Below are 12811 nucleotides of genomic sequence, written 5' to 3' on the forward strand. Positions count from 1 at the left end.
GTGCAACTAGATATCTCAATTAGAAACGTACAACATATTAAACACCAACACGTTAGTCTAAGTCTTCAGCACAATAAACTAATGTGTATTGCAGGCAAGAATAGTATTGGCAAAACCACGTTGCTTAGAGCTATTCGGAATATTTCATACAACGATACCTTCATTCAGACTGCTGCTCCCTATATATTCAATCAAGATAGTTCGATCACATACTCGGTAAGTACACTTGATGAAGATATTGTTTTTGGGTACAACAAATTCATAAATTCTATCGACACCAAGCAGAATATTCCAGATGAGCTTCGACGGCTAATTAACGTTGAGCTTGCAATACCTCATGGTGAGCGATTTAGTCATTTTCGTCGACTCGCAGATATTGATGCTCAGTTACGTTCAAAAATAGCAGTAGGCGAGTTCGAAACGCCTTATGAACTTATTGAGTTCTTGAACAAAGTCTATCGAAATAATTCTTTTAGCGATCTTCGAGAAGTTACTATCGATAACAAGACTTATTACTTCATCCTTAAGGATAACGATGAACGCTTTTATATAAGAGAAGATTATCTTAGCTCTGGCGAATATTTCGTTATAAATTTATATAAGCAAATCATCAAAGAAAAAAAATTAATCGTCATAGATGAAATAGATATATCGCTTGACGCTAGCGCGCAAGTTAATCTGATTAGCTCACTCAGAGAGCTCTGTATTGAATACGAGACGAACATTGTATTTACGACCCATTCTCTGGCGCTAATACAAACTCTCGACAATGACGAAATTTACTTCATGGACATAAATGAAGACACTGGGGTGGTTTCAATACAGCCCCGTTCTTTCAACTATGTTAAGTCAATCATGTTTGGATTTAAGGGGCGAGATAAGTACATCCTCACAGAGGATAAACGCTTAGAACACTACATAAACTGGGTAATATCAAAAATCGAGCCTACCCCCTTCTATTTGTACCACGTTATCTATATTGGTGGCGGGAGCCAAGTTAAGGACATCGCCATCCGGAATAATGACGAAGAGTTTTTTGGGCCAGCTGATAATATACTGGCGGTTTTAGATGGCGACCAAGAAGGTGAGCGATATTTGGAGGATTTAGAGGGGCGATATCTACTACTCCCATTCAGGAGCATAGAAAAAGAAGTATATGCGCAATACGAAAACGAACACCCTGATATTCCTAGAGTGCCAACTATCGATGGTGGCAACTTGAAAAAACGTGCAAGGAATCTCTTTGGTCAGCTTACCTCTAAATACAACGAGACTCAGCTAATTTCTGCTGAGCGGCTCTACACATTACTTGAAAAGGAATATCCGGAAGAGGTTCAGGAGTTTAGAGCAAGAATAATAGCCTTTCTCAATCCATAGAATTAGATAAATTGAGTGACACTGGCGATTTATGAAAAATTGAGCCCTCAAAACATCGAGAACATCTGAAATAGTGAAAGGCTGCTTTTTTTAATCTATTTTTTTCAGCTTACTTGACCCGTTACTTGACCCCTGCTAGCTAAATTACCCGAGATGTTAGCGTTCACTTTCGCTAAAAACATCTATATTAGTGGTGGCCCCTCCCAGATTTGAACTGGGGACCAACCGATTATGAGTCGGGTGCTCTAACCACTGAGCTAAGGGGCCATATCAGGATGGAATGCGTTTAAGCGGCGCAGATTATACGAACTTTTTACTCGCTTGTCATGGGTATCTGCATGATAAATCGTGAGTTTGCGCCATCGGATTGATAACTCACGTCACCACCAATGGCTTGCACGGCATCGCGTGCCAGCTTCAGGCCATTACCATAGTGCTGAGGCAAGACATCGTCCTGCCGGAACAGTCTGCGTTCGTCTTGCGAAGATAATCCTTCAAACTCATCGATGACTTCAATCACTACCTCGTGCTCGTCGCCACTGGCTTTGATCAGCACTTCTCCCTTATTAGGACCAAAATTGAGGGCGTGGGCTATCAATGTGTCGAGCGCGAAACGCACCAACAAGCTGTTGCTTGTCAGCGTCAGCGGCTCAGGACAAATCGCGGTTAACGTCTGACCATCATTGGCGGTACGTTGCTGATGGAAGGTAATAATTTGCTCTAACCATGGTTGTAGCGTCAGGGTTTCGTTACCATCGCGGCCCGGATTCCGGGTATCGAGATTTTCAAACCCTACCACCAGGTTTTCTATCCGCTGCAAGTCCTCGAGCAATACGTCCAACTGGTCGTTGTCGATTGACTGCTTTTCCGATAGCAGTTGCTGGACGCTCAGTTTCCACTGTTCGACCCGTAGCACCAACTCTCTAGCCAACGACGAGGATAACCGCGCGATATGCGACAACTCCTGGTTTCGACTCAATTTAGCCTCGAGCGCTGTTATAGTTCGCTCCAGGTTGATGTTTTTCTGCCGTGCTTGATACAACAACATCAATAACGGTTGTATTTCGTTAATATCGGACGTTACCGGCACCGGTTTCGACTCATCTTCGCCCTGCTTAACCAAACGGTCGCGCTCGAGATACCAGCGCCGCTCAAATTTTATGGTCTGCGCCAGCATTATAATCGCCAACACACCCAGCAATACAAACAACACGCCGGTCGTTATCGTATTGTGCACAGGAACCAGACTGGCGCGCTGCATTAACCAGGCACTGAGTCCTTCGTGTGTTGTTATCGGGCAGGCCACTGCTATCAGCGCACTATCGGCATTACGTTGCACCGCTTCGACTAACTGGTCCTGTTCAAGGGCGCGCTGAGACAACGAGCTTAGCAAGGTTTTTTCGGCGTTGGGTACATCCGTTTTAATGTCGCTGCCAAGATAGGTGGGGAAGGCATAGCCGAAAAAGTTGGTATGAATATGCCAAAAGCCGCCTTCAACGCCTGGTAAATTGGCCGTTACGCGGTTGATTTGTTGCTGCAGTAAGTCGGGATTGCCAACGCGAACTTGCTTCTGCTCATTACGGGGGAAAAGCTGTTGGATGTCGGTCTGCAGTTGCTCGCAATTTTTACTGAGTAGCGCAGTTTGCTGAGAAACCGTTTGTTGCGCCGATTGCCAAAGGGTAAATACAAAACCAGAAACGGCAATGGCGATGAAAATCATCGCCATCCATCGATTCAGTTTTGAATGGGAAGACAGAGAGTACACCCAATAACCACGCTTTAATTAAGACAGACCGTTACGGGAGCTTATAAAACTCTCGCGCATTTTCATAGAAAACTTTATCGATCGCTTGTTCATCATCCAAGGCTTCAATCATGGTATCGATATCACTTGGTTCAAAAGAGCGGTTACTGCGCGTGCCTGGCAAGTCGGTGCCAAACATTAAGCAGTCAGGGTTGGCTTTATAAAGCGTTTTCATTGCATCCGAGACATTCACTTCGGTGCGACCAAAGCCACTGGCCTTAATCTTTACCCCACCTTCGGCCAGGCGGCGCACTTGCGACAAGCCTGATTTTGCCATACCCAGGTGATCAACGCTGAGCTTAGGCAGCTTCAGTAAGGTCGGCACCATATCGTCTAGCTCTCGGCTATCGACGTATATTTCTAAGTGCCAACCGGCCAGATCCCAGATGCGCTGACCAAATTCAACGATACCTTCAATATCACGGTGCACACCGCGCTTAAGGTTAACTCGCACACCGCGAATACGGTGCTCATTCAGCTGTTGAATCTTTTCATCACTGACGCTACCGGGTAACTGAGTCACGCCAACATAGTTGTCGCCCAAGTTTTCCAGTGCCGCTTTAAGGTAGCGTTGTTCGAAGCCCTGAAATGAGCCAGAAACAATAACACCGCCTTCAATTGGCATACCGGTAACAAGCTTACGGTAATCGTCAATGTAAAAAGGCTCTGGGATATGCCCTTGGTTTTCAATCAACGGAAATTGATCGTCATAAATATGCAGGTGCGAATCAATAATCCGTTTTGGCCAGTTGTTGCGGCTATTTCCCATAGTGCCTCCTGAGCTTATCTTCCTAGTTTGGCCAGATTAACGCATCTGGCCTAAGAACGTAAATCGCAGACCTTATTACTCGTCCAGGAACGACTTCAGTTGTTCAGAGCGACTTGGATGACGCAATTTACGTAATGCTTTGGCTTCAATTTGACGAATTCGTTCCCTTGTTACGTCAAACTGCTTACCCACTTCTTCTAATGTGTGGTCCGTATTCATATCAATACCGAAGCGCATACGCAACACTTTCGCTTCACGCGCGGTCAACCCGCCAAGCACTTCACGAACCGAATTGCGCAAGCTTTCCGAGGTCGCTGAGTCAATCGGTAGATCCAGCGTATTGTCTTCAATGAAGTCACCCAGATGCGAATCTTCGTCGTCACCAATCGGCGTTTCCATCGAAATCGGCTCTTTCGCAATTTTAAGCACTTTGCGAATTTTATCTTCCGGCATCATCATTCGTTCTGCCAGCTCTTCCGGCAGCGGCTCCCGACCCATTTCCTGCAACATCTGACGTGAGATGCGATTCAGCTTATTGATCGTTTCGATCATGTGCACCGGGATACGAATGGTACGCGCCTGATCCGCGATCGAACGTGTGATCGCCTGCCGGATCCACCACGTTGCGTAGGTTGAGAACTTGTAACCACGACGGTACTCGAACTTATCCACCGCTTTCATCAGGCCGATGTTACCTTCCTGAATCAGATCCAGGAATTGCAGACCACGGTTGGTGTACTTTTTAGCAATTGAAATAACCAGACGCAGGTTCGCTTCGACCATTTCTTTTTTGGCCCGGCGCGCTTTCGCTTCGCCAATCGACATGCGGCGGTTAATGTCTTTTACCTTGGCAATGGTTAGCCCGGTTTCACGTTCCACTTCAAGCAGTTTGGTGACACTACGTTCGATATCGCCACGAATCTCACGCAAACCTTCAGAATAACCTTCACCGGCGTTGATGTGCTCGTCGACCCAGGCCATTGAGTTCTCGTTACCAGAGAATGCTTTCATGAACGCGCGTTTTGGCATGCCAGCCTGTTCCACACAAGCTTTCATCACCAGGCGCTCTTGCACGCGGACACGATGCATCATGTCACGCATGTCTTTCACCAGACGATCAAACTGCTTTGGCACTAACCGGAACTGCTTGAACAGCTCGCTCAATTTATCAATTTCAGCGCGCGCTTTCGGGTGGTCACGGCCATTATCAATGATGGCCTGACGGGTCACTTCGTACTGTTCACGTAGCTCAGTGAATTTTGCGCGGGCAAACTCAGGATCGATGCCAGTATCGGCTTCTTCTTCGTCTTCGCTGTCATCGTCATCATCGTCTTCTTCTTCCAGCTCTTCTTCTGAAAGTTCAGAACCGACGTGCGTGGCGCTGACCGGTGCCTCGTCCACTTCATCGGGGTCGATAAAGCCAACAATGATATCGGTCAGGCGAAGCTCTTCGGCTTCGTAGGAATCCCATTGTTCAAGCAGGAAGTTAATCGCTTCCGGGTATTCAGCAACAGAGCACTGTACCTGGTTGATGCCTTCTTCAATACGCTTGGCAATGTCGATTTCGCCTTCGCGCGTTAACAGCTCAACGGTACCCATCTCACGCATATACATGCGCACCGGATCGGTCGTGCGACCAATTTCACTGTCAACCGTTGCAAGTGCTTGTGCGGCTTCTTCTGCGGCATCTTCGTCCGCAGCACTTTCCGCCATCATCAAGTCATCGGCATCCGGCGCGCTCTCGAACACGCGAATACCCATGTCATTGATCATGCGAATAATATCTTCTATCTGATCGGAATCAACAATTTCCTGAGGTAAATGGTCATTAACCTCAGCGAATGTTAAAAACCCTTGTTCTTTGCCTTTCGCAATAAGGACTTTAAGTTGCGATTGCCGACTCTGCTGCATACAGACGTTCCACCCAATAACTGACAATGAGATAACAATGAAAAATCAGTGAGAATACCCAAAATGACCAGAAAGTATAACAGATTGCTGCCTTTTAGGCCAGCAAAACACTCACTTCCGGCCTGTCACTGCTTTTTCCTCAGATGCTGTAATAGCATCAAATATTCCTGCTTTTCAGCTCTATTAAGCTGATGTGTTTGCTCTTTTCGTAACAAGTCGTTCGCACGTTGTTCAACGTACTGATCGATGAGAAAAACAAAGATGTCATAAAATTCTGCATTGATTTGCTCCTCATCTAATTGGTGCTCCCAAACCGCCAGTTTTTCAAGGGCACCATGAAATTCTGTGTCCCGCCAAGCTTCCAGCAACTGCGCCGTGGTCATTGCCTGAGCCGCGGTTTGCCGGTGCAGTTGCATAAACAACTCAACACCGTTCAAACGGAGTTGCCCGAGTTCTTCTCGAACCGGTACCGTTTGCCCAAGCCCCGGGTACTGTAACAGCAATGCGATGGCTTTACGTAACGGTGTCATTTTCATCGCCTGCGGCGTCATCCGTTGCTGTTTCGGTTTATCCACGTAACGTTCAAGTTGCGAGCGGTCCCGACGCAGCAAGTTCGCGAGTTTTTCCATCAGTGATTCGCGATAAAAGTCACTCGCAACTTTTTCGATACGGGGCTTTGCTTCACTCAATAATTGAGAACGTCCAGCGTCATTACTTGGATCGATGTCAGCCAGCAAATGTTCAAAAAAGTAGTCAATAAATGATGTTGCCTGCGCTAATTGTTGCTCAAAAGCCTCAGCTCCTTTGCTTTGCACCAGCGAGTCCGGATCTTCTCCGTCAGCCAGAAACAAGAAGCGCATATCGACGCCGTCTTTTAACAGCGGCAAGGCGTTTTCCAGTGCCCGCCAGGCGGCGTCGCGACCGGCTCGGTCGCCGTCATAACAACATACCACCGTGGAAGTGGTTCGGAACAAACGCTGCAGTTGCTCTGTGGTCGTTGCCGTACCCAGAGATGCGACGGCATAATCAATACCCGCCTGCGCTAAACTGACGACATCCATGTAGCCCTCAACAATCACAACTTGCTCGGGGCGTTTACGCTGTTGTTGTAAATGCCAGAAGCCGTACAGTTCATGCCCTTTGTGAAACAGCCGGGTTTCCGGCGAGTTCAGGTATTTCGGACCATCGCTGTCGATCACCCGGCCGCCAAATCCAACGACTCGTCCACGCCGGTCATGGATTGGAAACATGATGCGGTCACGAAAAAAGTCGTAATGACGGCCGTTGTCATTCCGGTTCACCAGTTTTAAGTCAACCAATTGTTGGCGCTGTTGTCCGGAGCGGCCAAAGGTGTTGAGCACCCCATCCCACTCGTCGCCGGCATAACCGATTTGAAATTTCTTGACGATCTCGCCGGTTAATCCGCGTTTCTTTAAATAGGAGATGGCTTTTTCAGCCTGTGCGTGGTGTTTCAACTGATGTTGATAGTACCGCGCGCATTGACTCATTAACTCACTGTCCTGACGCTGCTGTTGCTGACGCTGTTGCTGCTGTTGCGGCGTAGTATTTGATTGCTCCCGAGGCACATCTAAACCCAGCATGCTGGCCAACTCTTCAACCGCATCCGGAAAGTCGAGCCCATCGTAGTTCATTAAAAAGTCGATGGCATTGCCGTGCTCACCACAACCAAAACAATGGTAAAACTGCTTATCCTGACTAACAGTAAACGACGGCGTTTTTTCGTTATGGAATGGGCAGCAGGCCTGGTGATTTTTACCGGCTTTTTTTAACGGCACACGGCTGTCGACAACTTCCACAATATCAGCACGATCCAGCAGATCATGAATAAATGATTTTGGGATAAGCCCTGCCATACGCGTTATCGCCCTTAGTTCTGTTGCCCCTAACTGAAAGGGTTACCAAAAACAAGAAAGCCGCGACGGCATTCCGACACGGCTTTCGAAACAAGACTAAATTAGCAAGTCATTGTCATTACGCGAAAGGTTTCGCTCTTCGCTTTGCCTGTCTTCGAGGCTAAAGCTTAGTACAAACGTGTACGACGAGCGTTCTCGCGAGCCAGCTTTTTAGCGTGACGCTTTACAGCTGCTGCTTTCTTGCGCTTACGTTCTGCAGTTGGCTTTTCGTAATGTTCACGACGGCGAACTTCAGACAGAACACCTGCTTTTTCACAAGAGCGCTTGAAGCGACGCAGAGCTACGTCAAACGGCTCGTTTTCTTTCACTTTAACGACTGGCATTAAAAAATCACCTCGGGTAAATTATCTATTTTGATTAAAAATTAACCACTACGGGTTTAATTGGTGCTGAATTGTACCGAGTCAAATTACTCTTGTAAAGCCTTATCCGAATTTGATCCTTCCGATCGTCCCGAGCTTTTCAGTTGTAAGACAGGGATAGAGTTCATTAACAGCCGATGCATGAGATCGACCCGATCATCATCGTTCATCACTGACTCCAGGCCAATACGCCACTGCTTAGGTCCAGCTTCTTCAACAGACTTGATACGCACCGCCCGTGTTTCATGCTCATCATCAGACAATTGAATCGTTAATTGCGCGTTTTTGCCAAGCAGTTGGCCTTCAAAACACGGTAATACACCTTCGCAGTCAAAGCCAAAACCATGTGCCGCCATATCATGCAGCAGCCCATTAGTCATCGGCTGCTTTTCACCCTCAAGTGTCAATTGCCCACGCACTTCAATTTGCATTCGTGGTGTCTTTCGTAACGATCTCGTTTGGGAGTTCTTAGGATAAGAAACAAACAACAACTTATCGGGGAACTGGGTGGCGTGGATCAAGTCAACCGAGCCGACGATAACTTCGCCCTGCGCTGAGATGGTTCGCATGACCAGTTGATCACTGCCGCGCAACGCCGGCAGTACGTCCTGCCAGCGATATAAATGTGACACTTCAAGAATCAGATAGTCTGGATAATGCTGACCAATCAACGTAAAATGGAACCGTCCATTCGTGTCGTGTCCGGCCTGAGATGCGCACTGTAATTCCACCACCTGATTGTACCCAGAGGCTATTAATTTGTGCTTGCTCGTTTGCATACCGTAAGTGTTGTTGATTGGCGATGGTTCCAGCATAGCGCATTTTTTCAGAATGTTAATAGTTGATTTTATGCACATTTTTTTGACGTCGTTTGACGCCACCCTGTTCAAATACCTACCTTAAAGGCAACTTGTTTTGTCCTGAAACCGAGGATATAGGTACACTGAAAATGGATTAATGACCTCAAAATAACGCAAAAAGGTGCGACTTTGGCCCCCGAGGATCCGATAAATACAACCGAAGAGGCTCGATTTCCTTATCGAATAGCCGATCGTTACCACTGTAAGGGATACCTTGGTGGTGGCGGCAGCGGACTTGTATTTAAAGCATGGGACGACATGCTGCAACGCATGGTAGCGATAAAGTTTATTCGCAACCCCTCGCTTATCGCACGCCAAAGACTGGTTGCCGAAGCCCGAGCCCTGGCCAAAGTGAATCATCCCAGCATCTGTTCGATATACGATATCGGCGAGCCGGTTGATGAACACTCGTCCCTATTCATGGTTATGGAGTTGATTGAAGGTCCACGGCTGACCGAGCTGGCCGGACAGTTAAGCACCGCCTCCGCAATTAAGATCATTCACAAATTGGCCGAGGGCTTGAGTGAGCTTCACGCCGCAGGGCTGGTTCATAACGACATTAATCCGGGCAATGTCATTATTAAGCAACAAGATGGTGATGAACCTTTCCCAACACTGATTGATATGAGTATTGCCGGCCGTCATAGCCACCCGATTCGTGCGCGTGGTTTTGGAGTTACGCCTTTGTTTGCAGCACCTGAACAAAGCAACGGCGATGTCATCAACCCGCGCCAGCGAGAGCGCGTTGATATTTATAGCCTGGGCGCATTATTGTTTTTTTTGATTACCGGTCAGGCACCCAATAAGCATCCGGAAAAGCTGCTTCGCGAACACAATGACCGATGTCCCGCGCCGCTGCGGCGTATCATTTTGCATTGTATCGCCCGCGATCCAGGCAAGCGTTTTCATTCAGCAACGCAACTGGTTGAGGCGTTAGGCCCTCTCCGTTACCCTAAGCGCCCTTGGCTACCTATCGCTGCGGTTGTCGCCGGAAGTTGTTTGGCCGTTGCAGCCGCCGTCACTGTTGTCCACAACATCGATTTTACGATGACACGTGGCAATACCGAGAACATCAAACTGCGAGAAGAACTGATGTCTCAGGCAACGGCTTACGCGCTTTATGCCGAACAATTACAGATTGACAATAAACATAATGAAGCGCGCAAACAGGCACAAAAATCCGTGCAATATTACCGCCGCGCCATTGCCGTTTCCGAAGAAGCGAACATTCGTCCGATAATGCAACTGATCGATTTTCTACTGAGCTATCAGCGTTTATTCAGTACCTCGGAGTTATCAGCGCTATTGCTCGATACCCTGGCACAGCTTGAGGAAAGAAAAGAGATTAGCAGTGACGATCACTTGTTGTCGTTCACACGAGCACGAATTTATTTCAACTTAGCGAAATTACATAAAGATCAGGAACATTTGACTGATCGCTGGGCTCAACGCGCCTTGTCGGAAGTAAAACGGGCTGTTAAAAAACAGCCCGCTTTAGAACGTTATACCCAGTTCCAATGCCGGGTTGAAAAACACCTGGGTCAGTCAAGCACCGGTACTTGCTGATCTCTGGCAGCATAAAAGTTCTGCACGTACTCATCGAAAGTACCCTCATCCAACGCATGGCGCATATCACTCATCACGCGTTGATAAAAACGCAGATTATGAATGGTATTCAGACGCGCCCCTAGAATCTCGTTGGTGCGATCCAAATGGTGCAAATAGGCCCGCGAATAATTCTTACAGGTATAGCAGTCACAATCCGGGTCCAAAGGACCAGTGTCGGTACGATGAACCGCATTTCGAATCTTAACCACGCCGGTGCTGATAAAAAGATGACCGTTACGGGCATTTCGTGTCGGCATCACACAATCGAACATATCGACACCACGACGCACCGCTTCGACCAAATCTTCCGGCTTACCAACGCCCATAAGGTAACGCGGTTTTTCCACCGGCATTTGTGGTGTGGTGTGTTCTAAAATGCGCATCATGTCTTCTTTCGGCTCGCCGACGGAAAGTCCACCGATAGCATAACCATCAAAGCCAATCTCGGTCAGGCCATTTAATGAGATATCCCGCAATTCCTCGTACATTCCGCCTTGGATAATGCCGAATAACGCCGCGTCATTCCCTTCGTGCGCTTTCTTTGAGCGCTCAGCCCAACGCAACGATAACTCCATCGATTGACGCGCTTCCGCCTGAGTTGCCGGGTAAGGCGTGCATTCGTCAAAAATCATCACGATATCTGAGCCTAACTCCCGCTGAACCTGCATTGACTTTTCCGGTGTCAGCAGAATCTTCTCACCGTTAATCGGCGAGCGGAACGTTACGCCTTCTTCGGTGATTTTACGCAACTCGCCCAAACTGAATACCTGGAAACCGCCTGAATCTGTCAGAATCGGCTTATCCCAATTCATAAAGTCGTGCAAATCACCGTGTTGTTGAATGATCGACGTACCCGGACGAAGCATCAGGTGAAACGTATTGCCCAAGCAGATTTCGGCACCGGTTTCCTTCACTTCCTCTGGAGTCATCCCCTTTACGGTACCCAGGGTGCCGACCGGCATAAATGCCGGAGTCTCTACCGTGCCGCGTGCAAACTTCATGCGTCCGCGACGAGCTCGTCCATGTGTTTTATCAAGTTCAAATTTCATCATATTCTAAGCTTCGTTATCGTTAGCGCGACAGGAACATCGCGTCGCCATAACTGAAAAAGCGGTATTTTTCGGCTATAGCCTGGTGATAGGCGTCCATAATCAGGTCTTTGCCGACGAAGGCAGAAACCAACATAATTAGGGTTGATTCCGGCAAATGAAAGTTAGTGATGAGCGCATCAATGACTTTAAATTCAAAACCGGGATAAATAAAAATGTCAGTATCGTCAAAAAACGGTTCGATCAGCTCGTCACTCCGGGCAGCCGCCGATTCCAGTGACCGCACCGAGGTTGTGCCAACCGCGACGACACGTTTGCCGGCAGCTTTCGTTGCCTTAATTTTTTCACACGTTTCAGCAGGCACTTTGGCGTATTCGCTGTGCATGACGTGCTCTTTGATGTCGTCTACCCGCACTGGCTGAAAGGTACCTGCGCCGACATGCAGGGTCACATAAGCAAACTCAACGCCTTTGTCGGTCAACTGCTGTAAAATGTCATCATCAAAGTGCAGCCCCGCCGTTGGCGCGGCAACCGCTCCTGGCTCACGGTTGTAGACGGTCTGATAACGTTCTTTGTCACTGTCCTCATCGGGACGATCAATGTAGGGTGGCAGCGGCATATGGCCATACTGCTCCAACAACTCCAATACCGTCTCATCGTGTTCAAAGCGCAATTCAAACAGAGCATCATGACGAGCCACCATGGTTGCCGTCACTTTACCCTCCAACCGTAATTCCTGCCCCGGTTTGGGTGCACGGTTAGCGCGCACATGGGCAAGTACGCGATGGTCGTCCAGCAACCGCTCCACCAACACTTCGACCTTACCGCCAGAAACTTTCTCGCCCAGCAGTCGTGCAGGGATAACCCGCGTATCGTTAAAAACCAACAAATCGCCGGCATCGAGCTCAGCGACAATGTCTTTAAACATTTTATGCTCGATACGCTGTTGTTGCTGGTTGACCGTTAGCAGGCGACTGGCGCTACGTTGCTGCTGAGGATAACGCGCGATCAGTTCGTCCGGTAAATCAAAACTAAAATCGCTGACTTTGAGCGAGGTATCAGGCCGGGTCATGATTATACTGCATTCACTTTAATGACTAATGTGCGCGGATTTTACTCGAAACTCGGCAGCCTGTC

10 protein-coding genes and 1 tRNA gene are annotated in these 12811 nt (G+C 48.0%); 2 read left to right on the forward strand and 9 right to left on the reverse strand.

The annotated features are described in order from the left end of the window. On the forward strand, positions 1-1377 hold the full coding sequence (locus tag C5610_RS11450; RefSeq protein ID WP_158682695.1) for an AAA family ATPase: 1377 nt from the start codon (positions 1-3) through the stop codon (positions 1375-1377). A 191-nt stretch (positions 1378-1568) separates the two neighbouring features. Here the strand turns inward: C5610_RS11450 and C5610_RS11455 are convergent. From C5610_RS11455 to C5610_RS11485, 7 genes are all read right to left on the reverse strand, one after another. Beyond that, a tRNA-Ile gene (locus C5610_RS11455) sits at positions 1569-1644 on the reverse strand. A 46-nt stretch (positions 1645-1690) separates the two neighbouring features. Beyond that, positions 1691-3103 (reverse strand): sensor histidine kinase, encoded by a 1413-nt coding sequence (locus C5610_RS11460; protein WP_105307264.1) that lies wholly within the window; start codon positions 3101-3103, stop codon positions 1691-1693. 70 nt (positions 3104-3173) lie between these two features. Then, the gene (locus C5610_RS11465; RefSeq protein WP_105307265.1) at positions 3174-3950 is read right to left on the reverse strand and encodes an amidohydrolase family protein; all 777 of its coding nucleotides are present in this window, start codon (positions 3948-3950) and stop codon (positions 3174-3176) included. 75 nt (positions 3951-4025) lie between these two features. After that, positions 4026-5861 (reverse strand): RNA polymerase sigma factor RpoD, encoded by a 1836-nt coding sequence (gene rpoD / locus C5610_RS11470; protein ID WP_105307266.1) that lies wholly within the window; start codon positions 5859-5861, stop codon positions 4026-4028. A gap of 125 nt (positions 5862-5986) precedes the next feature. Next, the gene (gene dnaG / locus C5610_RS11475) at positions 5987-7735 is read right to left on the reverse strand and encodes a DNA primase (protein ID WP_105307267.1); all 1749 of its coding nucleotides are present in this window, start codon (positions 7733-7735) and stop codon (positions 5987-5989) included. Between the two features lie 167 nt (positions 7736-7902). Then, entirely contained in the window at positions 7903-8118 is a 216-nt protein-coding gene (gene rpsU / locus C5610_RS11480) for a 30S ribosomal protein S21 (RefSeq protein WP_006954239.1), read from the reverse strand. A gap of 86 nt (positions 8119-8204) precedes the next feature. Next, positions 8205-8891: a hypothetical protein gene (locus C5610_RS11485; RefSeq protein WP_158682696.1), complete on the reverse strand. Its 687-nt coding sequence runs from the start codon at positions 8889-8891 to the stop codon at positions 8205-8207. Positions 8892-9146: 255 nt separating this feature from the next. On the opposite strand from C5610_RS11485, the gene C5610_RS11490 reads away from it, so the two are divergent. Then, positions 9147-10583 carry a serine/threonine-protein kinase gene (locus C5610_RS11490; protein ID WP_158682697.1) on the forward strand — a complete coding sequence of 479 codons (1437 nt, stop codon included), beginning with the start codon at positions 9147-9149 and terminating at the stop codon, positions 10581-10583. Here the strand turns inward: C5610_RS11490 and tgt are convergent. Next, positions 10559-11674, reverse strand: a complete 1116-nt coding sequence (gene tgt, locus C5610_RS11495; RefSeq protein WP_105307815.1) for a tRNA guanosine(34) transglycosylase Tgt — start codon at positions 11672-11674, stop codon at positions 10559-10561. The genes C5610_RS11490 and tgt overlap by 25 nt on opposite strands. Positions 11675-11696: 22 nt before the next feature. Further along, complete coding sequence (gene queA, locus C5610_RS11500; protein WP_105307270.1) at positions 11697-12746, reverse strand: tRNA preQ1(34) S-adenosylmethionine ribosyltransferase-isomerase QueA; 1050 nt, start codon at positions 12744-12746, stop codon at positions 11697-11699. Positions 12747-12811 lie beyond the last annotated feature (65 nt).

It is taken from the genome of Idiomarina sp. OT37-5b, assembly GCF_002968395.1.
In the GTDB taxonomy this organism is placed as follows: domain Bacteria; phylum Pseudomonadota; class Gammaproteobacteria; order Enterobacterales; family Alteromonadaceae; genus Idiomarina; species Idiomarina aquatica.